Annotated in this window: 19 protein-coding genes and 1 pseudogene; 12 read left to right on the top strand and 8 right to left on the bottom strand. The window is 58.6% G+C overall.

Going from position 1 to position 23,667, the window contains the following annotated elements; all coding sequences use genetic code 11:
• The 3 genes and pseudogenes from K0F88_RS28245 to K0F88_RS28235 all read left to right on the top strand — a co-directional run.
• Positions 1–473: pseudogene (locus K0F88_RS28245) on the top strand (inositol monophosphatase); the annotation flags it as partial.
• A gap of 151 nt (positions 474–624) precedes the next feature.
• Entirely contained in the window at positions 625–1,200 is a 576-nt protein-coding gene (locus K0F88_RS28240; protein ID WP_219097413.1) for an MbcA/ParS/Xre antitoxin family protein, read from the top strand.
• Between the two features lie 116 nt (positions 1,201–1,316).
• Positions 1,317–1,676 carry a hypothetical protein gene (locus K0F88_RS28235; RefSeq protein ID WP_219097412.1) on the top strand — a complete coding sequence of 120 codons (360 nt, stop codon included), beginning with the start codon at positions 1,317–1,319 and terminating at the stop codon, positions 1,674–1,676.
• Between the two features lie 110 nt (positions 1,677–1,786).
• On the opposite strand, the gene K0F88_RS28230 is transcribed toward K0F88_RS28235, so the two are convergent.
• The 5 genes from K0F88_RS28230 to K0F88_RS28210 all read right to left on the bottom strand — a co-directional run bounded on the left by K0F88_RS28230 (position 1,787) and on the right by K0F88_RS28210 (position 8,805).
• Positions 1,787–2,311, bottom strand: coding sequence for a cupin domain-containing protein (locus K0F88_RS28230; protein ID WP_219097411.1), 525 nt, complete (start codon positions 2,309–2,311; stop codon positions 1,787–1,789).
• 148 nt (positions 2,312–2,459) lie between these two features.
• Positions 2,460–5,345, bottom strand: coding sequence for an EAL domain-containing protein (locus K0F88_RS28225; protein ID WP_094467495.1), 2,886 nt, complete (start codon positions 5,343–5,345; stop codon positions 2,460–2,462).
• 146 nt (positions 5,346–5,491) lie between these two features.
• Positions 5,492–6,313: a polyphosphate kinase 2 gene (gene ppk2, locus K0F88_RS28220; protein ID WP_094467496.1), complete on the bottom strand. Its 822-nt coding sequence runs from the start codon at positions 6,311–6,313 to the stop codon at positions 5,492–5,494.
• A 220-nt stretch (positions 6,314–6,533) separates the two neighbouring features.
• A complete protein-coding gene (locus K0F88_RS28215; RefSeq protein ID WP_010460111.1) occupies positions 6,534–6,731 on the bottom strand; it encodes a YbdD/YjiX family protein in 198 nt (65 codons plus the stop codon).
• A gap of 16 nt (positions 6,732–6,747) precedes the next feature.
• Positions 6,748–8,805, bottom strand: a complete 2,058-nt coding sequence (locus K0F88_RS28210; protein WP_219097410.1) for a carbon starvation CstA family protein — start codon at positions 8,803–8,805, stop codon at positions 6,748–6,750.
• Positions 8,806–9,204: 399 nt separating this feature from the next.
• On the opposite strand from K0F88_RS28210, the gene K0F88_RS28205 reads away from it, so the two are divergent.
• Together K0F88_RS28205 and K0F88_RS28200 are read left to right on the top strand one after the other, a co-directional pair.
• A complete protein-coding gene (locus K0F88_RS28205) occupies positions 9,205–10,572 on the top strand; it encodes a cache domain-containing protein (protein ID WP_094467498.1) in 1,368 nt (455 codons plus the stop codon).
• Between the two features lie 33 nt (positions 10,573–10,605).
• Entirely contained in the window at positions 10,606–11,238 is a 633-nt protein-coding gene (locus K0F88_RS28200; protein ID WP_094467499.1) for a response regulator transcription factor, read from the top strand.
• Positions 11,239–11,248: 10 nt separating this feature from the next.
• Here the strand turns inward: K0F88_RS28200 and K0F88_RS28195 are convergent, their stop codons facing one another.
• The gene (locus K0F88_RS28195; RefSeq protein ID WP_219097409.1) at positions 11,249–11,773 is read right to left on the bottom strand and encodes a transporter suffix domain-containing protein; all 525 of its coding nucleotides are present in this window, start codon (positions 11,771–11,773) and stop codon (positions 11,249–11,251) included.
• A gap of 116 nt (positions 11,774–11,889) precedes the next feature.
• Here K0F88_RS28195 and K0F88_RS28190 point away from each other — a divergent pair, with 116 nt between their 5' ends.
• The 3 genes from K0F88_RS28190 to K0F88_RS28180 are packed head-to-tail and all read left to right on the top strand — an operon-like array spanning position 11,890 to position 15,579.
• Entirely contained in the window at positions 11,890–13,422 is a 1,533-nt protein-coding gene (locus tag K0F88_RS28190) for an efflux transporter outer membrane subunit (RefSeq protein ID WP_094467500.1), read from the top strand.
• A 2-nt stretch (positions 13,423–13,424) separates the two neighbouring features.
• Positions 13,425–14,564 (top strand): HlyD family secretion protein, encoded by a 1,140-nt coding sequence (locus tag K0F88_RS28185; protein WP_094467501.1) that lies wholly within the window; start codon positions 13,425–13,427, stop codon positions 14,562–14,564.
• Positions 14,554–15,579: a DUF2955 domain-containing protein gene (locus K0F88_RS28180; protein ID WP_094467502.1), complete on the top strand. Its 1,026-nt coding sequence runs from the start codon at positions 14,554–14,556 to the stop codon at positions 15,577–15,579. Before K0F88_RS28185 ends, K0F88_RS28180 begins: the two co-directional genes overlap by 11 nt.
• On the opposite strand, the gene K0F88_RS28175 is transcribed toward K0F88_RS28180, so the two are convergent.
• Entirely contained in the window at positions 15,564–16,019 is a 456-nt protein-coding gene (locus K0F88_RS28175; protein WP_094467503.1) for a YMGG-like glycine zipper-containing protein, read from the bottom strand. The genes K0F88_RS28180 and K0F88_RS28175 overlap by 16 nt on opposite strands.
• A gap of 222 nt (positions 16,020–16,241) precedes the next feature.
• On the opposite strand from K0F88_RS28175, the gene K0F88_RS28170 reads away from it, so the two are divergent.
• Positions 16,242–18,629, top strand: coding sequence for a DUF3772 domain-containing protein (locus tag K0F88_RS28170; protein ID WP_094467504.1), 2,388 nt, complete (start codon positions 16,242–16,244; stop codon positions 18,627–18,629).
• A gap of 65 nt (positions 18,630–18,694) precedes the next feature.
• On the opposite strand, the gene K0F88_RS28165 is transcribed toward K0F88_RS28170, so the two are convergent.
• Positions 18,695–19,609: a helix-turn-helix domain-containing protein gene (locus K0F88_RS28165; RefSeq protein ID WP_219097408.1), complete on the bottom strand. Its 915-nt coding sequence runs from the start codon at positions 19,607–19,609 to the stop codon at positions 18,695–18,697.
• 161 nt (positions 19,610–19,770) lie between these two features.
• Between K0F88_RS28165 and K0F88_RS28160 the strand changes: the two genes are divergently transcribed.
• The 3 genes from K0F88_RS28160 (at position 19,771) to K0F88_RS28150 (ending at position 23,575) form a co-directional block, all read left to right on the top strand.
• Positions 19,771–21,129 (top strand): glutamine synthetase family protein, encoded by a 1,359-nt coding sequence (locus K0F88_RS28160; protein WP_219097407.1) that lies wholly within the window; start codon positions 19,771–19,773, stop codon positions 21,127–21,129.
• Positions 21,130–21,197: 68 nt separating this feature from the next.
• Positions 21,198–22,286, top strand: a complete 1,089-nt coding sequence (locus K0F88_RS28155; RefSeq protein WP_219097406.1) for a polyamine ABC transporter substrate-binding protein — start codon at positions 21,198–21,200, stop codon at positions 22,284–22,286.
• A complete protein-coding gene (locus tag K0F88_RS28150; protein WP_219097405.1) occupies positions 22,283–23,575 on the top strand; it encodes an FAD-binding oxidoreductase in 1,293 nt (430 codons plus the stop codon). Before K0F88_RS28155 ends, K0F88_RS28150 begins: the two co-directional genes overlap by 4 nt.
• Positions 23,576–23,667: the final 92 nt, after the last annotated feature.

Raw genomic sequence — 23,667 nt, 5'->3', positions numbered from 1 at the left:
GCCTCATTTTAAGGCTTGGAGGTGTCTACGAAACTAGGGGCGATTCAGGACTACCCGATTTGTTACGCAATGGACAGCCAGTAACAAGAAAGCTTTCTGGACTGGCATTGTCGAGCAGCTCCTACGTAATGGTGAGTGCCGCCGCGATCACCAAGCCAGAGATCAATCGCGAGCTCTGCACCCCCAGCAGTTTTGTTGCGATGCCCTCAATTGCCTATAGGCTTGCCAAAGTCGCCGCAGGAGATGGCGTCTGCGGAGTTTCTCTGTACGCGGTTTCTGCACATGACGTTGTTGCAGGACACGCGTTGTTGCGAGGTGCGGGTGGCATTTTGCTCAATGAAAATGGTGAGTCAATTTACTACTTAACAGAAGCAAACATGCAGACGGTCTCAAGACGCTGCTTCGGGGGATCAGAGATCGCGTGTCGGACATTGGTGGTTCGAGATTGGAATCGTATTTTCACAGCGGAGTAGAGCGAAGCTTAAACCGTAATCATTGACTTCGGCGCTTATAATCAAGCCATAGCAATGTTGACGCCTGAGGTGTCAGGCACCTCGCCAGCTGCCTCACCAGCAGCGCCCTTCATGCAGCAGGAGAATTGGAAGATAACTGGGAGGCAAACCCATGACGTTTGATCCCGATAAAGATGTTAAAGCTACCGCGATCAAGACATTCAGTCGGGTCGAGAGCTCAGCTCCTGCGGGTAAACCACTAAAGGACCATGGAATAGACGTGTGTCCTCGTCCAGGGGCGGCGCCTGCAGGAAGAGATGAGAAGCGTCGGACTATCGAAGAAAGAGAAGAGGAGATGGTTGCCCTTGCCAGAGCTCATATTCTGACGTGCGGCGACTTCCTGCTAGTTCAGGACTTGGCTAACCATCTGGGTATTCACGTTGAGCTCCTGAGTCCCGCACTCAAGGAGTGGGAAGCGGACCACCGAATTTTCTCGATCGATCACGATGGCTGCAGCTCTTTTCCAATTTACGCGTTCCCATTGCAAGGCGGCGCCAGCCCGATTCCCGGCCTTAGCGATGTATTATCTGCTCTCTGTCCCATGAAAGATGGTTGGGGAGTTTCATTCTGGTTTATCTCTCCCAACGAATGGCTTGGAGGCAAGCGCCCACAGGACCTCCTTTCCACCGAGCCAAGCCGCGTGATTTCAGCTGCAAACGAAGAAGCAAACGGTGTCATGCATGGTTAGGTCCGCGAGGGCTTCGCCATAGGAGGTCGCGTAGTCCCGCGGTATCCAGTCGCCGGAAGCCCAAGAACTAAATTTCTATGACGGTAAACTCTTCGCTGTGCTGTGTGGATCGCACGGTGAAAACGTGGGAACTGAAACTCAGAAGCGGTGACGTCGACATCCATGCCACTGATTGCGATGAATCGAGGCTGCTTGCCAGCAATGACCCAATCACTCGTGCCTTTAATGATTTTCTAATGATGTTGAGCAGGAACACCTCAGCTCCAGCTAATCGCCGGCTGCCGCTATCCAGCACCTCGAATAGGAAGCTGGCTGCTCTCGATGCCGAAGCTGACTGTACAGCGGCGCAGAAAACAGCACTGTTCAAGAACAGTAATTATGGAAAACCGGGAAAGCGTTCCCGGTTTTCCATAATTACTAGCGTGGATTTCTCAGAATTACTTCCGGGTAGTGGTAGCTTGAAAGCACCTTGGTAGAAGTTCCGCCCTGACACATGATTTAACATAATATACATTACACGTAACATCATGTTTCGATATTAGCCCGGTTGCACGCAGATTTGGAAACGCTCAATTCACTGAATCGCTCATTCCTGTGTCAGCGCTCCAATCAGCTGCGAATGCTCCGTGAATTGCTCGCTGAGCTCCCGCCGATCACCCAACGCCATGTCCGCATAATCAAACCCTGGCGAAACCGCTTCACTGATCAACCCGTATCCCGACAGTCCATCCATAAGCCGCGAAGCTTTCCAGACACCGCCCGGTACATGCAGCTGCAATTTTTGTCCGGCGATTATGTCGTTGCCCATCATCACGGTTTTCAACGTGCCATCTGGAAAAATCAGGCTGTACTGAATCGCATCTCCCAAATGGTAGTAATGAACGATGTCTGATTGGTTGAGATGAAAATGGCCTATTGGCGATTCGTTGGTCAGCAAATAGTAAATGGATGTCATCAGGTAACGCGGACCGTTATCCGTTTCAATCACGGCATGCCGATCCGATTGGAATGTCCTGCGGTAGAAACCGCCTTCCGTATGAGGCTCCAGATCCAGTGCTGTGATTAATGCTTCAGCGTCAGCAACGAGGCTTTTAAACACGTTATTGGCCATCTGAACTGAGCCCTCTCATCAAAGTGAATACCGATCTTTATATTCCATATAATTATAACTATGCTAAATGTATCTTTAGTTTAGTTATATATAGGGACTTCAAAGTGATCAGTGCCCGGTCCTCTACTGCCTCGAAACATTACAAACCCTAGCAATCGACCAGCGAAGTTTTCAACAACGCCTCCAAGCCCATAGGTTTGGCAAAATAATAACCCTGGGCCTGCCCTGCCCCCATTTCGCGCAGCAAGATTAGCGTTGCTTCATCCTCCACACCTTCGGCCACCACGCTCAGGTCCAGCGATTCGGCCATCCGCACAATTGCCCGCACGATCGCGCGACTGCGGGCGCTGGTGGTCAGTTCGAGGATGAATGACTTGTCGATCTTCAAGCCGCTGAAACGGTATTGATGCACGTAGCTCAGAGATGAAAATCCTGCACCGAAATCATCGAGCACCACTGACATGCCATTGTCGGCCAATTGCTGCATGTTCTGCCGGGCAATAGCCGGCTCGGCCACCAGCGCGCCTTCGGTCAACTCGAGGCAGATCCGCGACGGCGCGACCCGATGCTGCGCCAACAGGGCAAGCACATCACTGGCGAAGTCCGGGCGCGTCATGCTGTAGCTGGAGCAATTCACATGCACCGGCGGCCAATTGGCGTGTTGAGGGTGTGCGAGGATCACTGCGACGCTGGTGAGCATGTACAGGTCCAGTCGGCCGATCAGACGTAAACCCTCGACATTCGGCAAAAACTCCCCTGGCGCAATCACTCGGCCGCCCGGCTGATGCCAGCGGATCAGCGCTTCAAGGGCCAGGAGCTCACCCGTTTCAACGCTGACAATCGGCTGAAAATACGGCAGCAGTTCGTCGGTACGTTTGAGCGCATTGCGCAAAGCCCCTTCGCGCTCCATCTGGTCTGAGACTTCTCGGCGCACTTCCTGATTGAACACCGCGTAGCTGTCGCGACCGGCACTCTTGACCCGGTACATCGCCGCATCGGCATCGCGCAGCAAGTCGGCCGGTTCGTGATGGAACTGATTGTCGGCGCTGACAATACCGATACTGCAGGACGAAAAAACCTCATGGCCATTGATAAAAAACGGCAGGTCAAACGCCACCAGGATCCGTTCGGCGATTTCGATCACCACGTCCAGCGGCGCCTCGGGAGCGAGCACCGAGAACTCATCGCCCCCCAATCGCGCGAGCATGTCGGTGTCACGCAGGCAGCTGCGCAAACGGTGGGCGGCCTGCATCAACAGCAGATCGCCGAAATGGTGGCCGAGGCTGTCGTTGACCATCTTGAAACGATCAAGGTCGATGAACATCACCGCCAGGTGCCCGCCTTCGCTGCCGAATCGCGACCAGGCCTGATTGAGGTGCTGTTGCAGGTAGGTACGGTTCGGCAGCCCGGTTAGCGCATCGTGGGAGTTTTCGTGTTGCAACTTGGCATTGGCGTGATCGAGTTCTCGGGTGCGGCTCTGCACCCGGGCTTCGAGCTTGAGGTTGGCGGAATGGATGGCTTCGGCGGCCGTGCGTCGCGACAACGCTGTGTCGATGTGCCGCGACACAAACGTCAGCAGCTCCTGGTCACGCAGGGTATACCGCACTTGCGAGGTATAGCTTTGCACCGCCAGCACCCCACGCACCACATCGCCATCGAACAAGGGAATGCCCAGCCAGGAGTAGGACCGGTAGCACTCTTCGGCAATTTCGATTTCACCGTGCGCATGCAATCGGTCAGCCTCGCCGGCATCAATCAGACAAGGTCGACGCTGACGAATCACGTACTCAGTCAGGCCCCGGCGTCCACGCCGCGCCGACGGGCAGGTCGTCTGTCGTTCATCAACGTAATACGGAAAGGTCACTTCAGTGGTCGCGTCGTCGAACAGCGCGATGTAGAAGTTCTGCGCGAACAGCAGATCACCGACGATGCCATGCAGGGTTTGAAACAGTTCAGCCATATCGCCAGGCTGGCTCGACAGCTCGGCAATCTGGAACAACGCGCTCTGCAGATGTTCGGCGCGCTCACGTTCTGCTACTTCCTGCCTCAAGGCGTCGTTGAGTGCCGAAAGCTCCAGGGTGCGACGCATGACGATCCCTTCCAGGTTCTCGCGGTGCAGGATCCGGTCCAGCGCCATGGCCACGTGACGGGCCACCACCAGAAACAGCGCACGGTCTTCAGCGCTGTAAGTACGGGAAACGTCGTAGACCTGCATCGCCAGCATGCCAAACACGTCATCCGAGGCATTTTTCAACGGCGCGCCCATCCAGAACTCGGGACGATCCCCCACGCAATAGAAGCGCCCATCGGCCTGAGCCGCGCGAATGCCGGCGGCGTCGATCAGCAACGGCTGGCCCGTGGTCAACACCTGGCCCGTCAACGACAGGTGCGAGGCATCGAGGTACTCGTAGTGTTCGGCCTCAACGGCATCAACGTCGATGATGTCGACGTAATACGGGTAGTCAATCTTGCCGGTGTGCGGGTCATACAGTGCGAGATAGAAGTTCTCGGCGTCGATCAGGCTCGCCAGCAGCCGGTGAACCCCCACCAGAAATATAAACCGGTCGCGGGTCGAACTGGCCAGGTAGGTAATTTCATACAGCACACGTTGAGTAATTTGCGCACGGGCAAGGGTATCGGTCTGTATCTGCATGCCCAAGCGCTGGGCAAGTTCGGCGAGCGCCGGTTCTGCGGCATCCTTGATGGGCGCGAGCAGCCATCCCAGTACACTTTCGCCTCGACCGGTCGGCCAACGGTGCAAGTGCCGGGCCTGGCAAAAGGCCTCAAATTCTTCATTCGCCACGCTGGACGGCCACTTCACCTGCGGGTCGCCCTGCCCGACCAAATGCATTTGGTCGCCGGCACGGTACACCACCCATTCGGTGGTGTGAGCCCAGTGGCGCGCCGAGGATAGCAGTTGGTCGACTGCTGCTTCATTGCCCGCGCGGGCCATGCCGACAGCATCCGGCCGACTCTTCAGTGGCTTGGCGACAACGGATTGCCGCGGGGAGTCGGTCAATGGACGAAAACTCATCAGCGCTCCCTGTGCCAAAAACTGGCGATATCCACTTATTAATTGCTAGCAATATGCCAGTGATCTTCCTGTTTGTTTAAAGCTTATATAAAGTTTTTTCAATAGTTTTATTCGCTTTAGTGCCAATCAAAGATGAAGCGACGCGCTCAGAACTTTTCGGGAATACGCCTAAGTGGGTAATCCGGCTCGTGATAACCGCCCGGCCGCTGACGCTTGGGCAACTTCACGTTCTCGCGTGGCACCTCTTTGTAGGGAATGCGGCTGAGCAAATCGGTGAGGATGTTCAAACGAGCCCGTCGTTTGTCGTTCGAGTTCGCCACCAGCCAGGGGGCATGTTCGGTATCCGTCGCCTTGAACATGTCATCACGAGCGCGCGAGTAGTCGTACCAGCGGCTGTACGACTTCAGATCCATTGAAGTGAGTTTCCAGATTTTGCGCCCATCCTTGATGCGCGCTTCAAGCCGACGGGTCTGTTCCTCCGGGCTGACTTCCAGCCAGTACTTGATCAAGATAACGCCCGAGTCGACGATGGCGCGCTCCACCAGAGGCACAGCCTTCAGAAAACCGACAGCCTGCTCCTTGGTGCAAAAACCCATCACACGTTCGACGCCCGCACGGTTGTACCAACTGCGATCGAAAATCACCACTTCGCCGGCCGCCGGCAAATGCGGAAGATAGCGCTGTATGTACATCTGGCTTTTTTCGCGATCGGTCGGTGCAGGTAACGCCACAACGCGAAAGATCCGTGGGCTCACCCGTTCGGTCAGCGCCTTGATTGTTCCACCCTTGCCCGCTCCGTCGCGCCCCTCGAAAACAATGCAGATTTTGATGCCCTTATGTCGCACCCACTCCTGCAACTTCACTATTTCGACATGCAGTCGGCGCAGTTCACTCAGGTAGTCCTTGTTCGACATTTTCACGCTGTCGACGGAGTTACGTTTTTTGGTGGGTTTCTTGTCCTTTGCCATGAACAACACCTCGCAGTCGATTGGCTCGCTGAGTTTAGTCCATGGATAAAGATTTACCGGTGACGAAGAAGTCGCTAGGGATTTGAAAGACAACACAAAACAAATGTGGGAGCGAGCTTGCTCGCGATGGCGGTGTGTCAGTCAACATCAATACTGACTGATAGACCGTCATCGCGAGCAAGCTCGCTCCCACAGGTATTGCATCAAGCCGGCTGTTACCTCAACAACATTTAGGCCCGGCCTTGCTCCCGTAACGCGCTTCCTGGCGTTCCCTAAAGAACACTTCGTAGCTCATCACCGGCTTGTCCGGGTGTTTGCCCTGCATATGTTCGACGTAGGTGTCGTAGTCCGGCATGCCCACCATCAAACGCGCGGCCTGACCGAGGTATTTACCGAGGCGACTCAGGTCATTGAACATTTGGCGCCCTCCTCCCTCACGCTTGCGGCAGTGCCTGGTACGGTGCTTCTTTATCCGTGCGTTCCTTACTGCCCCAGGCGGCAATGCCGACCTTGAGCGCAAAGAACAGGATGCTGAAGACCACCAGCAGGAACAGCGCCGTCAGCGTTGCGTTGGTGTAGGCGTTGTAGATCACGTGGTGCATCTGGTCGATGCTCTTCGCCGGGGCGAGGATCTGGCCGTTGGCCAGCGCATCGCTGTACTTCTTGGCCAGGGCCAGGAAACCGATCGCCGGGTTGGCATCGAACAGCTTGATGAAGCCTGCGGTGGTGGTGCAGATCAGCAGCCACACGGCTGGCAACATGGTCACCCAGACGTAGCGCTGACGTTTCATTTTGATCAGCACGACGGTCGCCAACATCAGCGCGATACCCGCCAGCATCTGGTTGGAGATACCGAACAGCGGCCACAAGGTGTTGATGCCGCCCAGTGGATCGATCACGCCCTGATACAGCAGATAACCCCACATTGCCACGCAACCGGCCGTAGCGATCAGGTTGGCGGTCCAGGATTCAGTGCGCTTCAGCGACGGTACGAACGAACCGAGCAAATCCTGCAACATGAAACGTCCGGCACGGGTGCCCGCATCGACGGCCGTCAGGATGAACAACGCTTCAAACAGGATCGCGAAGTGGTACCAGAACGCCATGGTGTTTTCACCTGGCAGAACGTGATGCAGGATCTGCGCGATACCGACCGCCAACGTTGGTGCGCCACCGGCACGGGCCAGAATCGTGGTTTCACCGATGTCCTTGGCCACCGCTTGCAGCGCTTCTGGAGTAATGGCGAAGCCCCAGCTGCTGACGGTCTGAGCAACCGAAACAGCATCAGAACCCACCAGCGCCGCCGGGCTGTTCATGGCGAAGTACACGCCTGGCTCGATCACCGAAGCCGCGACCATCGCCATGATGGCGACGAAAGATTCCATCAGCATGCCGCCGTAACCGATGTAACGGGCATGGCCTTCGCTGGCCAACAGTTTCGGCGTGGTGCCGGAGGCAATCAGCGCATGGAAACCCGAGACCGCGCCACAGGCAATGGTAATGAACAGGAACGGGAACAACCCGCCTTTCCACACCGGCCCGGTGCCGTCGATGAACTGGGTCAGTGCCGGCATTTTCAGGTCGGGCATAGTGACCAGAATGCCGATCGCCAACGCCACGATGGTGCCGATTTTGAGGAAAGTCGACAGGTAATCACGCGGGGCCAGAATCAGCCACACCGGCAATACCGCGGCGACAAAACCGTAGCCGATCAACATCCAGGTGATCTGAATACCGGTGAAGGTAAACGCTTTGGCCCAGACCGGATCAGCAGCAATCTGCCCACCGAGCCAGATCGAACCCAACAGCAACAGCACACCGACGATGGAGATTTCACCGATACGACCCGGGCGGATGTAGCGCATGTAGATGCCCATGAACATCGCGATCGGGATGGTCGCCATCACCGTGAAAATCCCCCACGGGCTCTCGGCCAGGGCTTTCACGACGATCAATGCCAACACCGCGAGGATGATGATCATGATCAGGAAGCAGCCGAACAGCGCGATGGTGCCAGGGATACGGCCCATTTCTTCACGGACCATATCGCCCAGGGAACGGCCGTTACGGCGAGTGGACATGAACAGGACCATGAAGTCCTGAACCGCACCGGCCAGCACCACGCCGGCAATCAGCCATAGCGTGCCGGGCAGATAGCCCATCTGCGCCGCCAATACCGGACCGACCAGCGGACCCGCGCCGGCGATGGCCGCGAAGTGGTGACCGAAAAGTACGTGTTTGTTGGTCGGCACGTAGTCCAGGCCATCATTGTTGATGACGGCGGGCGTGGCACGATTGGGGTCGAGTTGCATCACCTTGGTGGCGATGAACAGGCTGTAGTAGCGGTAGGCAACGAGGTAGATAGCGACTGCTGCGACTACGATCCACAGGGCGTTGATCGCTTCGCCGCGGCGCAGGGCCACGACACTTAGCGCAAACGCTCCCAGGACAGCCACGGCAAACCAGGCGAGGTGTTTAGCCATACGGGGCATAGCGTGTCTCCTGCCGACAGCCAGTGGACTGCGGCGGTAATTTTTTATAATTGTGTCCGCGGTGCGGAGCTGGCCCAATATCCCCGCATGCCGTCTACAAATAAATCCGCGTTACTACGTACATGGTAACTACGTAGTTCTACGTAGACACCGCTGATCTTTAAGTTGAAATGCAAAACCCTGTGGAAGCGGGCTTGCCCGCGAAGAGGCCATCACATCCAACATCTCTGTTGGCTGTTACACCGCCTTCGCGGGCAAGCCCGCTCCCACAGGGTTTTGTATTTCTATAGGCGGACACCATCGCCGCAGGTCATTCCGTCCAGCACCGCTACTGGACGTGCGTATCTTTGGCATATGATGCCGGGCCATCGCCTTCCCTCGGTCCGGTCAGGAGCCAAGATGCAGCTCAAACACAAAATCGTCGCGCTCGGGATTTTGCCGCTGGTGTTGGCGATCGCGGTGATCTGCGCGCTGGTGATTTCCCTGAATCGCCAACTCGGCGATCAACAGGCGCAGTTGATTGAAGACAGCATTCTGGCGAGCAAACGCGCCGAGCTTAAAAACTACGTGGAAATGGCGCAGAGTCTGATCGCACCGCTGTACGACGATGGCCACGGTGACGAGCATGCCCAGCAACAAGTGCTGGAAGAACTGCGCAAGCTCAGCTTTGGCATCAACGGCTACTTCTTCGTCTACGACCGCGAGGGCCGCAGCCTGATGCACGCGCGCCAGTCGGAACTGGTGGGCAAATACCTGTGGGACATGAAAGATCCCCACGGTTTACCGGTAATTCAGGCGTTGCTCAAAAGTGCGCAATCCGGCGAAGGTTTTCAGCGTTACGCCTGGAACAAGCCTTCCTCCGGCCAGGTCACCGACAAGCTCGCTTATGTCGTGATGCTGGACCGTTGGGGCTGGATGCTCGGCACCGGCATTTACCTTGAAGACGTTGAGCGCGCCACCCAGCAAGCGCGCGATGAAGTGGCACAGGGCATCCGCAAGACCATGCTGGCGATTGCCGCAGTAGCCCTCGTGGCCGTGCTGTTCGTCTTCGCCAGCGGCATGACGCTCAACGTCAGCGAGCATCGCCTGGCGGACAAAAAGCTCCAGCGCCTGACCCAGCGGATCGTCAGCCTCCAGGAGGAAGAGCGTTCACGGGTTTCCCGCGAGCTGCACGACGGCATCAGTCAGGTGCTCGTCTCCATCAAGTTTCAGTTCGAACTGGCCAGTCTGCTGCTGGAGAATGACCAGCGACAAGACAAAGGGTTAAGCACACTAAAAGACGCCACGGCGCGCCTCGGCGACGCGATTGGCGAGGTTCGCAGCCTTTCTCACGACCTGCGCTCGTCGCTGCTCGACACCCTGGGCCTGCCGGCGGCGATCGGCCAGCTCGCCGCGGAATTCGAGCAGCGCAGCGGTCTCACCGTGACTTACGACGATAATGAATTCGCCTGCGATCTGGTGGATGGCGCAGCGGTTTCGCTGTTTCGGATTGTGCAAGAAGGCCTGACCAACATCGAACGCCACGCACAGGCTAAAAACGTTTCGATTACCCTGCATGGGTCACAAGAGTCCGTGCGGTTGACAGTGGTCGACGACGGTGTCGGCTTCAACGTCGCCCAGGTCGAACGTCGCCATGCGGGCATCGGCCTGCGTAATATCCGTGAGCGTGTCGAACATTTTGGTGGACGTTTCGACCTGATATCGGTGCCCGGAAGAAGTGAGCTGGACGTGCTGCTGCCGATGAAAATACCCGGCGCAAAACGCTGACCCACCCCATTACAACAAGAGTGAATACCCGCGATGAACCTGCCCTACCCGATCCGCGTCGCCCTGGTCGACGATCACTCCCTGGTCCGCGACGGGATCAAAGCGCTGCTCGCGGTTATGGCGCCTCTGGAAGTGGTGGGCGAAGCCGAGAGTGGCGCGCAGGCCATCGAGATGGTCGGGCGCTGCCAGCCAGACCTGTTGCTGGTCGACATCAGCCTGCGCGACATGAACGGGCTTGAGCTGACCCGCGTGCTGCGCGCCCAGTACCCGTCGCTGAAGGTGCTGATGCTGAGCATGTACGACAATTATGAATACGTGAGTGAATCCGTTCGCGCCGGCGCCAGCGGCTATGTGCTGAAGAACTCACCGTCGCGGGAAATCATTGCCGCTATCGAAGCCATCGCCAGTGGCGGCACGTTCTACAGCGCGGAAATCGCCCAGCGGCTGATTGCCGACAAAAGCACCGACAACGAACTGACACCCCGCGAAAGCCAGGTGTTGTACAAAATGGCTCAGGGTTTGAACAACAAAGAAATGGCCCGCGAGCTCGACATCAGCGTGCGCACGGTAGAAACCCATCGCCTGAGCATCCGCCGCAAACTCAACATCGACAAACCCGCGGCCCTGGTCAAATACGCGATCGATCACGGGATCATTTCGCGGTAACGGGCACGCATCACGCCGCCCCTGGATTGACGACCTTCGCAGTGCGGATAAACAACGCCCGCACCTTTTCCCAGAAATTGCCCCCCAGCACAAAAAAACTGCCGACCAGCATGGCATCGCCCAGCAATTGAAGCTGCCACAGGTTCGGTCTGAGCCCCGGCCAAAACGTGTCGATGTAGGGTTCAAGAAAGGCCGAGATCAGCGGCAGACAAAACATCACGATACCGATTCGATGACGAATCGGGCCCACTTCGGCATCTACGGAGGGCGCTAGCCCGGACACGTAACCGAACAGCTTGCTTTTCAACTGCTGGAACCCGGCCTTGCCCATCACCGCAATGACCAGGATCAACAGGACTTTATTGCTGATGAACAAAACGCCGGTCAACGCGGCGATTCTTGAACCTGGAATGTCGAGCATTGCGGCGACTGGCACCATCAGCCACGAACCCAGCATTACACCAATAATGGCGATGCCCACTTTGAAGCGCCAACCAGCGGAATGGGGTTCAGCATGACCTTGGGGGCTACTCATGAGTGTCCTGCCTATAAGTGATCGCAGAAGGTTTGAGGGTGCCTGAGAAGCTTAGCAGCCGGTTGCTCATTTGGACGGCTATGCTCCAGTGACCTTTCCTGGTTGGACGATACGCAATGCATCGAGGCCGTTCCTTGCCGAGGCTGCCAGGCCACCTCCTCTTGCTCGGCGCACTTGGCCTGAGTGGCTGCGTGCGGCTGGGGCCGGACTTCCAGCCACCGGGCGAAGCGTGGGTCGAACACTGGAACACCACGGCCCTTGAACAGGCCAGTCAGCGCGGAACGAATCCCGATATCCGCCAGTGGTGGCAGGTCTTCAACGATCCGCTGCTCAATCAGCTGATCGCCGAGTCGGATGCTCATAATTCGAGCCTGACAATCGCCGGCCTGCGCGTGATGGAAGCCCGTGCCCAGCTGGGCATTGCGCAAAGCGGTCTGTACCCGCAACTGCAGCAGGCCAGCGCCGACAGTTTGTACTTCAACCGCCGGCAATCGGGTGGCACCAATCCCCAGGACAGCCATTTCTGGCAATACAGCGCCGGGTTCGACATTGGCTGGGAGCTGGACTTCTGGGGGCGTTTCAGCCGAGCCATCGAATCGTCCGACGCCAGCTATTTTGCCGCCCAGGCCAACTATGAAGACGTGCTGGTATTGCTGCGCGCTCAGGTCGCAGACACCTACTTTTCGTTGCGCACCACCGAGGCGCGGTTACGCGTTGCCCGGGAGAACGCCAAACAGCAAAAGCGTAATTTCGAGATCACCGAAAAGCTGTTCAACAGTGGCCAGCAAGCGGAACTCGACCTGCAGCAGGCCAAAACCCAATACCTCGGCACCCTGAGCACCATCCCCACCCTCGAAGACCAACTGCAACGAACGCGTAATGCCTTGGCCGTGCTGATCGGGCAACCGCCCGGCGCGCTACCAAAACGAGTGGAAAACGAAGGCTTGATACCACTGGTCGATCGCGCCGTACTGCAGGATGTCCCGGCCAATCTGCTGCTGCGTCGGCCCGATGTGCGCGCTGCCGAGCTGAATGTCGCCGCCCAGTCGGCATTGATTGGCGTGGCCGAGAGTGATTTCTATCCGTCGCTGACCTTGCTCGGCAGCATCGTCTGGTCGGCCGACACGCTCAACGGTACGTCCAGAAGCCTGGACCTGATCGGCGGTCCCAGCCTGCGCTGGAACGTGTTCGACCATGGCCAGATCAGCAACAACGTGCGCGTCCAGGATGCGCGGTTGCAACAACTGATCGAGGCGTATCGCGACAAAGTCCGCCAGGCCGCGCGCGAGGCTGACGATGCCGCCACTGGCTTGATCAAATCGCTGGAGCGCGAACGCATCCTGAGCGAGGCCGAAGTGGCGGCCAAACGCTCGCTGGTGCTGGCCAGCGCGCAGTACCGCGAAGGTTACTCGGACTTTCAGCGCGTGCTCGATGCCCAGCGCGCACTGCTCGAACAACAGGACAATTATCTGGTCGCCCGCAGCAACGCCGTGAGCAATCTGATTGCCCTGTACAAATCCCTCGGTGGCGGTTGGTACAGCGCCCAGCCCAAAGTCGATGAAGCCACCCGTCAGCAGATGGAAAAACGCACCGACTGGGGCGACCTGCTGAGCGAACCCGCCGCCCTCCCTGCCGCACAAGGTAAATAGCCATGAGTGAAGCCGCGCAGCCTGTCCCCGAGGCGCCCTCCCCCAAGCCTCCTGAGCCTGCCGCCGACCCGGCGAAAAAAGGTATCAAATGGGTGCTGCTCCTGATCCTCCTGAGCCTGGCGTGGTACCTGACGGCCGACCGTTTCACGCCCTATACGCAACAAGCCCGTGTGGGTGCCTTTGTCATTCCGGTCGCCTCGGAAGTCGCCGGCCGGGTGATCCGCGTCAACGTGCGCAACAATCAGGACGTCCAGGCGGGAGACGTGCTGTTCGAAGTGGACCCGCAGCCGTACAAGATTGCCGTCGACCGCGCCCGCGCAGACCTTGAATCGACCCGTCGGCAGATCGGCGCCAGCACCGCCGGCATCGCTTCGGCGCAAGCCAACTTGCGCGCGGCCCAGGCCAACGAACTCAAGGCGAAACAGGACAATCAACGCTTGGAAGGCTTGTACCGCGAAGACCCCGGAACCATTTCCGTGCGCCTGCTCGAAGTGTCTCGCGCCAACCGTGAACAGGCGGTCAGCCAGGTTGCGGCCGCTCGCGCTGAAGTGCAACGTGCGCGCGAGCAAGAAGGCGGCAGCGAAGAAGACAACGCGCTGCTGCGTAGCGCCGCCACGGCGCTGTCGAAAGCCGAGCTGGATCTGTCCAACACGCAGATTCGCGCCCGTTCGGCGGGGCTGATCACCGACCTGCGCACCGACGCCGGGCAGTTCGCCGCGGCCGGTGGCCCGGTCATGACCCTGATTGCCATCCACGATGTCTGGATCAGCGCGGACATGACTGAAAACAACCTCGGTCTGGTGAAAGTCGACACGCCCGTGGCGATCGTCCTGGATGCGCTCCCAGGCAAAGTGTTCGACGGACGCGTGCGCAGTGTCGGATATGGAGTCAGTGTCGGACAGACACCCGCGCCTGGCACCTTACCCAGTGTGCAGAACAGCCGTGACTGGCTGCGACCGGCCCAGCGTTTTCCGGTGATTATCGAGTTCTCCGAAGACGCCCGAAAAGCCTTGCGTGACAGCCGCGCCATCCGTGCTGGCGGGCAGGCCGAAGTCATGGCCTTCCCGACTCAAGGTAACCTGTTGAACCCGTTGGGTCGGTTGTTTGTGGGATTCATGAGCTGGCTGAGCTATGCCTACTAAACGCACGCCTCGGGAACAACGCGCATTACGCCTGGCCACTGGCACAGCATTGTGTCTCGCTGCCAGCTTCGGTCTCGGGTTGCCAATTCCCTTTCTGGCGCCGGTGCTGTGCCTGATCCTGCTGGCTTCGATCAACCGCCCGTTGCCGTTCAAGGCAGCCGTGGTGCTCGCACTGGCCGCGATGTTGACCACGGGCCTCGGCCTGTTGTTGATCCCGATCCTGCGTTATTACCCCGTCAGCGGCGTGCTGCTGGTCGGCTTGAGTCTGTTCCTGGTGTTCCGTTTCGGTCTGCGCGGAGGCAACGCGCTGATCGTGACCTTTCTGGTGATTGGCCTGACGATGATTTCCTCGGCCGGCGTTGCCGAGTTCGATCTGGCGGCGATGGTTATCGGTGCCCTGGTCAAGGGCTTGCTGCTCGCCGTTGCGGTCGTGGCGCTCAGTCATGGATTGTTCCCGGATCCACCCAACGCTCCTTCGCCGCCGCCCGCGCCAACTTTGCCCGCCGAAGAAGTCAGTCGGGTGGCGCTGCGTGCAACCCTGATCGTATTGCCGACGTTCCTGCTGGCATTGATCGACCCGGCCGGTTACCTGCCGATCATCCTCAAAGCCGTCAGCCTGGGTCAGCAAAGCTCCACGACCAATGCCCACACCGCCGGTCGCGAACTCGTCGGTTCGACCTTGCTCGCAGGCCTGCTGGCAATCCTGTTCTGGAGCGCCCTCAGCCTGTTTGTGCACCTGTGGATGTTCTATTTGTGGATGCTGCTGTTCGGTTTGGTACTGGCGCGCAAACTCTATGCCTTGAGCCCGACCCGGTTCAGCCCGGGGTTCTGGCTCAACACCCTGATCACGCTGATTATCCTGTTGGGCCAATCGGTTCAGGACAGCCTCGCGGGCAAGGACGTGTACACGGCGTTTGCGGTGCGCATGGGCTTGTTCCTCGCCGTCACGCTCTATGCCTGCCTGATGGTTTATCTGCTCGAGCAGCGGCCGCGAAAAGCTCAGGGATTAACCTGATAACCCTTGCCTTGCAGGCAACTGGTGTACGCCGTCGAGGTGTTCGCGGCGCTGGTTTTCTGCTGCGCCCGGCGCTCTTGACGCTGACGCGAACCGCCGACCACAGCGCCGGCAGCGGCCGTCTCTTTGGCGCGGTTCTGTCGATAGTCCTGCTTCGTGTCGTCGTCGACGCGATCATAAAACTCGTCATGCTGACGCCCGCGCACTTCGGCCCCGGCCGAGCCCGCGGCGGCCCCCACGGCAGCACCGCGCAATCGCCCTCCGGAAGCAGGCGGTGCGGTCGACGCGGTCTGACTGGCGGCGATGCTATTGCATTCATTGATGTCCAACTGGGTCTGTTGCGAACTCTGCCCTTTCATCGGAACAACCGTTGCAGCCCAACCCTGGGTACACGCAACCGCCAATGCGATGCTCAGGCCGATGGATGACACCTTGCTCATAATGACCTCCAACGCAGCCCGTCACTCGGCAAGAACACGGGTGGTAGACCGCTGATGACTGCTTCCGGGCTTGATTCGGCAACAAGAAGTGTAGATCACCCGGCACGTTCCCCCAGCGCGGTACTGCCTGATCCAGGTGGTGAACATGATTCTTTTCGATCGTTTTGGCGTGATGGCCTAACCTCATAGGTTGAGCGACCCACCACAGAGTCGAGCACGCCTATGCGTAATGCATTGAAGTCAATGATGTTCGTCGTGCTCACGCTGCTTGCAACCAGTGGCGGAGCGCTGTCGGCCGCCGACATACCGCCGGCTCCAGGTATTACGTCGGGTACTTCGTCGTTTGCCATCTCCCAGAGTGATCTGCAAGAGCTGCAAATCCGGCTTGACCGAATCAAACAACAGATTTCGCTGGCCAATAACCTCACCCAAATGGTCGGCCTGCAAGACGCCGTCCAGTCGTTTATCAACGATGTGGACAGCTTGCAGTCATCGCTGCTGCCCGAACAGAAGCAACTGCAAGCCCAACTTGATGTGTTGGGCCCGGTATCACTCGACGATGTGGCGTCAGAGAAATCGGATATCTCGACGCAAAGAGCCTATCTCTCCGAGCAAAAGACCAAAGTCGATTCCAGCCTGAAAACCCTGACAGCCCTCAGAAACAATGCAGCCGGCCTCATCATCCAAATTGCCGGCATTCGCCGCAGCCTGCTGGAATCCGAAGTCACGCTGCGCAGCGGCAGTGTCCTGGGGCCTGGGTTCTGGGCGCCGTTATTTAATCCGCTGAAGGACGACCGCCAGCGGCTAAGCGAATTCATCCAGCAGGCTTCCAGCGCAATCAAGGCCGCCTGGCAACCTGGCGAGCGACTGTTTGCCGCCGCATTGATCGTGCTGGCCCTGGGGATTGGTTCCTGGGGCCGAAGACTCGCCGAGCGCGGACTGACCTGGGTGTGTATTCATCGAATGCCGGAAGGACGTTTACGTCGAAGCTCGCTCGCACTGGCCTCTGTCGTGGCCACGGTGCTGACCACTGCTTTTGCAATGCAATTGCTGTTTTATGCGCTCACTAGGCAATTACCGTTGTCGCCATTGATTCAGAACTTTGCCGATGAATTCGAAAAAGTCATCTATGTCTGCATCCTGATTACCGGTCTGAGCCGGGCGCTGCTGTCGACCCGACATCCTTCCTGGCGACTGCCGGCGATCGCTGATCCCGTGGCGCTGGCGATCCAGCCCTTCCCCAGAATACTGGCCGTCGCGCTGCTGATTTTGGTGAGCCTGACACAAATCACCAACGTCACCGGCATGAGTCCCCCTGCCATTCTCTTTGGCCGGGGTCTGATCGCGCTGGTGGTCACGCTGATTATCGGCACGTTGTTCCGGCGTGCCAGCAACGTCAGAAGAGCCGTTGCGGCCACCGGGGAAGCACCCGAATCGAGTACCACCCTCGCTGGCCTGATTTATTCGTTGGCCGGCATTGCGACGGTTGTATCGCTGCTTGCGCTGCTGATCGGCTACATCTCCCTGGCACGGTTCATCACGTACCAATTGGTCTGGGGATTTATCATCCTGTCGGGCTTCTACTTGTTGACTCAGTTGCTCAAAGACAGCTGTGAGTACCTGTTTTCATCCAAGAGCCCCAGCGGCAAGGCGCTAAAACAATTGCTCGGGATCGGTGATGTACGCCTTGAGCAAGTGTCGATCATTCTGTCCGGTGTCGGTCGCGCCGGGTTATTGCTGCTGGCGGTGATTTCACTGTTTGTCGGTGGCGTCGGCACGACTCTGGGGCAATTGTTCACCCAGATGTTCGCGATCCTCGGCGGCGATGGTCTGCGCAAACTCAATATCATCCCGGGCCATTTGCTGAATGCGCTGCTGGCCCTGTTCATCGGCATCTACCTGATTCGCTCATTGCGCCGATGGCTGGATAACGAGTTCCTGCCCAAGACCGACATGGACCCCGGCATGTGTGCCTCCCTCAGCACACTGTTCGCCAACATCGGCTACGCCCTGGTGATTCTGCTGACGTTGTCATCCCTGGGCATCCAGTGGACCAACCTGGCGTGGATTGTCAGCGCCCTGTCGGTGGGGATCGGCTTCGGCTTGCAGGAAATCGTCAAGAACTTCGTCTCCGGGCTGATTCTCCTGACCGAACGGCCGGTCAAGGTCGGCGACCTGATCAGCATCAGCGGCGTCGAAGGCGACATCCGCCGCATCAACGTCAGGGCCACCGAAATACAACTCAGTGACCGCTCGATCGTCATCGTGCCTAACTCGCAACTGATATCGCAAAACCTGCGCAACGTCACCCTTGGCGGCAGCGCACAAGGGGTGGCGACACTGGAGCTGATGTTCCCGCTGGACATCGATCCGGAGCAAGTTCAAAACCTGCTGTACGACACGTACCGCGAGAACGAAACCATCCTCGACAAACCGGCTACCTTCGTCCGGTTCAGCAAACTGACCCCCGAAGGCATCACGCTGACGGTCACGGGCTACGTCAGCAGCCCGAGAATCGTCGGCACGACCAAAAGCGATCTGCTGTTTGAAATCCTCAAACGGTTGGGTGCGGCGGGTATTGAACTGGCCAAACCTGCACCCACGGTTTGAACAACGACAGAAGCCGGCCTTTCAGGAAGGATGCAGCGCCAAGTCGGCGAGTTGGAATTCGCGAATCACGTCCTGCACGGGTGATGGCGCTTGAGCGTTTCACTCGGCAGTTCCTTGAACAACGCCCGATAACTGCTCGAAAACCGCCCCAAATGCCAGAACGACCAATTCATCGCCACTTCGGCAACGGTCGTGTCATTCGGCGTTCGCGCGAGCAATTCGCGGTGTGCGCTGTTGAGGCGGCGCAGGCGCAGCCAATGGGTCGGCGTCATACCCGTGAAGGCTTTGAACGCGTGCTGCAACTGACGCAGTGAAACCCCGGCCACTTGGGAAAGCTCCAGCAGGTTGAGGGATTCTTCCGGTGAATCGGCGGCCCATTCACCAATGCGTTTCATCACCGCGCGTTCTTCGGTGCGGCGCTGCAGGCCGCCGTGATCGAGGCACACGCAGGCGTTGTCGAGGATGTACAGGCAGTCTTCGAGCAGTTGCTGAGTCAGCGCTTCTTTGCTGGGTGGGTCGAGCGTTTCGGCGAGCCGGGTCAAGGTGCCGCTCAACCAGCGACTGAACAATGCGTTCTGCCCCGAGTTCAGCGGCGACATGAACAAGCCTTCGAGCCGCGCGACATTCAAACCGTGACGCTGGACGAATTCCGGACCGAACACCACGGCGATTTCCTGGTAGTTCTCCGGGGTGATCCATATGTTGCGGCTTTCACCATTCAACACGTAAAGCGCGTTGTCACTGCGGTCGAAACAGAACGCCAGCGACCCCTCGGGCGCACTGAAATTCTGTTCGACCCGGGTGTTCATCTGCTCTTCGTAAATCTCCACGCCTTGCAAGTCCAGATAGCGCACGCGCCCGGCGAAATGCCCCGGCGACATTTGCTGGTAATGCTGGACCCAACCCGGCGTGGCGCGGATCTGCGCGGCGACATCGTCGGTGTTGAACGCTTGAACCTGTATTGGACTGGACGCTGACATGAATGACCTTACGCACTCGTTTGGTGCGTTTTGGTGCTGCTGAAAGTGGATAGATGGAACCGCAAGGCTCGCCCAAGATAGTCGTCAACGCGTCTCAGGGGAAGTGTGTGGTGGATGAAACCATCCTCCCCGGCGTTAAAAAAACCAATAACGAGGTCTTTATGAATGCCCCTTTCGATCAGCTCCTCACGTGGCTGAAAGATCACAAGATTACCGAAGTCGAGTGTGTGGTCAGTGACTTGACCGGCATTGCACGCGGCAAAATTGCACCCACCAACAAGTTCCTGCATGAGCGAGGCATGCGCCTGCCGGAAAGTGTGCTTTTGCAAACGGTAACCGGGGACTTTGTCGACGACGACATCTACTACGACCTGCTCGACCCGGCCGACATTGACATGGTCTGCAAGCCCGTCGCCGACGCGGTGTACGTGATTCCATGGGCGATCGAGCCGACCGCCATCGTCATCCATGACACCTTCGACAAGTTCGGCAACCCGATCGAACTGTCGCCGCGTAACGTCCTGAAGAAAGTCCTGCAACTGTACACCGACAAAGGCTGGCGGCCGATTGTTGCGCCGGAAATGGAGTTCTACCTGACCCAGCGCTGTGAAGACCCGGACTTGCCGCTCAAGGCGCCGCTGGGCCGTTCGGGCCGTGCGGAAAGCGGTCGTCAGTCGTTTTCCATCGATGCTGCGAACGAATTCGATCCTCTGTTCGAAGACGTCTACGACTGGTGCGAACTGCAAGGCCTGGACCTCGACACGCTGATCCACGAAGACGGCCCAGCGCAGATGGAAATCAACTTCCGACATGGCGATGCGCTGGACCTGGCCGACCAGATCACCGTGTTCAAGCGCACCATGCGTGAGGCGGCGCTCAAGCACAACGTCGCCGCGACCTTCATGGCCAAGCCGATTGGCGACGAGCCCGGCAGCGCCATGCACATCCACCAGAGCGTGGTCGACATCGCCACCGGTCAGCCGATCTTCGCCAATGCCGACGGCACCATGAGCGAACTGTTCCTGCACCACATCGGCGGCCTGCAAAAGTACATCCCCAAAGTGCTGCCGATGTTCGCGCCCAACGTCAACTCGTTCCGCCGCTTCCTGCCGGACACCTCGGCTCCGGTCAACGTCGAATGGGGCGAAGAAAACCGCACCGTCGGCCTGCGAGTGCCGACCTCGACGCCGGATTCGATGCGCGTGGAAAACCGCTTGCCGGGGGCTGACGCCAACCCGTACCTGGCAATCGCGGCGAGTTTGTTGTGCGGTTATCTGGGCATGGTTGAACGCATCGAGCCGAGTGCGGCGGTGCAAGGTCGAGCCTACGAACGCCGCAACCTGCGCCTGCCGATCACCATCGAGGATGCGCTGACGCAGATGGAAGAGTGCGAAACCATCGGGCGCTATCTGGGCGACAAGTTCGTACGCGGTTACGTCGCGGTCAAGCGTGCCGAACACGAGAACTTCAAGCGGGTGATCAGCTCCTGGGAGCGTGAGTTCTTGATGCTTAGCGTTTAACTCCCTTCATGATCGGTCCCACGCTCTGCGTGGGAACGATCACAAACAAAACAATAAGAGGTGTCGATATGCGTCTATTGAAATCCATGGTTCCGGCCGCGCTGGCCGTGTTCTTCAGTGCCGTTGCCCAGGCTCAGCCCACCGTCAGCGTCTACAACTGGACCGATTACATCGGCGAAACCACCCTCGCCGACTTCCAGGCCAAATCCGGGATCAAGGTGATTTACGACGTCTTCGATTCCAACGAAACCCTGGAGGGCAAATTGCTCGCCGGGCGCACCGGGTATGACGTGGTCGTGCCGTCCAACCACTTTCTGGCCCGTCAGGTGAAGGCCGGCGCGTTCCTCAAGCTGGACCGTGCGCAGTTGCCCAACTTCAAGAACCTCGACCCGAAGCTGTTGGCGCTGCTGGAGAAAAACGACCCGGGTAATGAGCATTCCGTGCCGTACCTGTGGGGCACCAACGGCATCGGCTACAACGTCGACAAGGTCAAGCAAGTGCTCGGCATCGACCACATCGATTCCTGGGAGGTGTTGTTCGAACCGGAAAACATCAAGAAACTCAGCCAGTGCGGCGTGTCGATGATGGACTCGGCCGATGAAGTGTTCCCGGCGATTCTCAATTACATGGGCATGGACCCGCGCAGTGAGAACCCCGAGGACTTCAAGAAAGCCGAAGCCAAGCTGTTGAGCATCCGGCCTTACATCACCTATTTCCATTCCTCCAAATATGTGTCGGACCTGGCCAACGGCGACATCTGCGTGGCCTTCGGCTATTCGGGTGACGTGTTCCAGGCCGCCAACCGGGCCAAGGAAGCCAAGAACGGCGTGAACATCGCCTACGCCATTCCGAAGGAAGGCAGTAACTTGTGGTTTGACCTGTTGGCGATTCCTGCCGATGCCGGCAACCCGAAAGAAGCCCACGCCTTCATCAACTACCTGCTGGACCCGCAAGTGATTGCCAAGGTCAGCGCCTCGGTCGGCTACGCCAACCCGAACCCCGCCGCCAAGGAATACATGGACGCGGAACTGGTGAACAACCCTGAGGTTTATCCGCCGCAGGCAGTCCTCGACAAACTCTACATTTCGACCACCCCGCCCCAGGCGATCATGCGACTGATGACCCGTTCCTGGAGCAAAGTGAAGTCCAACAAATGAATAACGAACACGCTCATTCCTATTACGCGGCCACCGCCAATGGCCTGACGCCCTACCCCACGCTGACCTCGGACCTTGTGGCCGATGTCTGCGTGATCGGCGGCGGTTTCACCGGGGTCAACACCGCGATCGAACTGGCTCAACGCGGGCTCTCGGTGATTCTGCTGGAGGGCCGGCGGATTGGCTGGGGCGCCAGCGGACGCAATGGCGGGCAACTGATCCGTGGCATCGGCCATGACGTCAGCGGTTTCACCCGTTACATCGGTGAGGACGGCGTGCGCTATCTGGAGCGTGCGGGGATCGAATCGGTGGAACTGGTGGGCAATCGCATCCGTGAACACGGGATTGAGTGCGACCTGCGCTGGGGGTTCTGCGAGCTGGCCAACACCAAGGCGCAATTCGCGGCGTTCAAGGTTGAGCAGGAAAGTCTGGCCGAATCAGGTTATGCCCACGAAACCCGTCTGGTCGGGCCTGAGCAGATCCGTCAGCAAGTGGTGGATTCAGGGGGCTATGCCGGTGGTCTGGTCGACATGGGCTCGGGCCATTTGCATCCGCTCAATCTGGTACTGGGCGAAGCAAAGCTGGCGCACTCCCTCGGCGTGCAGATCTTTGAGCAGAGCCCGGTTCTGGAGTTGATCCATGGCAGCACGGTGCAGGTTAGGTGTGCCGGTGGCACGGTGCGCGCGGGCAGTCTTGTGCTGGCCTGCAACGCGCACCTTGAAGAACTCGAACCGAAACTCAGCGGGAAGGTGCTCCCGGCCGGCAGCTACATCATCGCCACCGAGCCGTTGGCACCTGAGGTTGCCGCGCAATTGATCCCGCAGAACCTGGCGTTGTGCGACCAGAAAGTCGGCCTGGATTACTACCGGCTCTCGGCGGACCGGCGCTTGCTGTTCGGTGGAGCCTGCCATTATTCCGGGCGCGATCCGGCCGACATCACGGCGTACATGCGCCCGCAGATGCTCAAGGTCTTCCCGCAACTGCGCGATGCGCGCATCGACTATCAATGGGGCGGTCGCATCGGCATCTCGGCCAATCGTTTTCCGCAGGTCGGACGCTTGAGTCAGCACCCGAACGTGTTCTACGCCCAGGGGTATTCCGGGCATGGACTGAACGTCACGCATTGGTGCGCGAAACTGTTGGGTGAAGCGATTCACGCCGGGCACAGTCAAGGGTTCGACGTGTTCAGCGCCGTGCCGCACATGACCTTTCCCGGCGGGCCGATGCTGCGCTCGCCGTTGCTGGCGCTGGGCATGTTCTGGTACCGCCTGCGCGAACTGGTTGGCTGACAGGCCACTTTCGCGAGCAAGCCCGCTCCCACAGGATCTGCAGCGGACAAGGACTTTGTGATCAACGACGATCCTTGTGGGAGCGGGCTCGC

It is taken from the genome of Pseudomonas sp. UMAB-40 (genome assembly GCF_900095275.1).
GTDB lineage: Bacteria > Pseudomonadota > Gammaproteobacteria > Pseudomonadales > Pseudomonadaceae > Aquipseudomonas > Aquipseudomonas mandelii_B.
Note: the sequence above shows the minus strand (reverse complement) of the source record. Positions and strands in the feature narration are given on the sequence as shown.

Coding starts and splice junctions, on each gene's coding strand:
- K0F88_RS28230 (WP_219097411.1), bottom strand. CDS start 2,311: ATGGCCAATAACGTGTTTAAAAGCCTCGTTGCTGACGCTGAAGCATTA.
- K0F88_RS28175 (WP_094467503.1), bottom strand. CDS start 16,019: ATGAGCAAGGTGTCATCCATCGGCCTGAGCATCGCATTGGCGGTTGCG.
- K0F88_RS28150 (WP_219097405.1), top strand. CDS start 22,283: ATGAATAACGAACACGCTCATTCCTATTACGCGGCCACCGCCAATGGC.
- ppk2 (WP_094467496.1), bottom strand. CDS start 6,313: ATGGCAAAGGACAAGAAACCCACCAAAAAACGTAACTCCGTCGACAGC.
- K0F88_RS28170 (WP_094467504.1), top strand. CDS start 16,242: ATGCGTAATGCATTGAAGTCAATGATGTTCGTCGTGCTCACGCTGCTT.
- K0F88_RS28225 (WP_094467495.1), bottom strand. CDS start 5,345: ATGAGTTTTCGTCCATTGACCGACTCCCCGCGGCAATCCGTTGTCGCC.
- K0F88_RS28155 (WP_219097406.1), top strand. CDS start 21,198: ATGCGTCTATTGAAATCCATGGTTCCGGCCGCGCTGGCCGTGTTCTTC.
- K0F88_RS28215 (WP_010460111.1), bottom strand. CDS start 6,731: ATGTTCAATGACCTGAGTCGCCTCGGTAAATACCTCGGTCAGGCCGCG.
- K0F88_RS28200 (WP_094467499.1), top strand. CDS start 10,606: ATGAACCTGCCCTACCCGATCCGCGTCGCCCTGGTCGACGATCACTCC.
- K0F88_RS28185 (WP_094467501.1), top strand. CDS start 13,425: ATGAGTGAAGCCGCGCAGCCTGTCCCCGAGGCGCCCTCCCCCAAGCCT.
- K0F88_RS28180 (WP_094467502.1), top strand. CDS start 14,554: ATGCCTACTAAACGCACGCCTCGGGAACAACGCGCATTACGCCTGGCC.
- K0F88_RS28195 (WP_219097409.1), bottom strand. CDS start 11,773: ATGAGTAGCCCCCAAGGTCATGCTGAACCCCATTCCGCTGGTTGGCGC.
- K0F88_RS28190 (WP_094467500.1), top strand. CDS start 11,890: ATGCATCGAGGCCGTTCCTTGCCGAGGCTGCCAGGCCACCTCCTCTTG.
- K0F88_RS28210 (WP_219097410.1), bottom strand. CDS start 8,805: ATGCCCCGTATGGCTAAACACCTCGCCTGGTTTGCCGTGGCTGTCCTG.
- K0F88_RS28205 (WP_094467498.1), top strand. CDS start 9,205: ATGCAGCTCAAACACAAAATCGTCGCGCTCGGGATTTTGCCGCTGGTG.
- K0F88_RS28160 (WP_219097407.1), top strand. CDS start 19,771: ATGAATGCCCCTTTCGATCAGCTCCTCACGTGGCTGAAAGATCACAAG.
- K0F88_RS28165 (WP_219097408.1), bottom strand. CDS start 19,609: ATGTCAGCGTCCAGTCCAATACAGGTTCAAGCGTTCAACACCGACGAT.
- K0F88_RS28240 (WP_219097413.1), top strand. CDS start 625: ATGACGTTTGATCCCGATAAAGATGTTAAAGCTACCGCGATCAAGACA.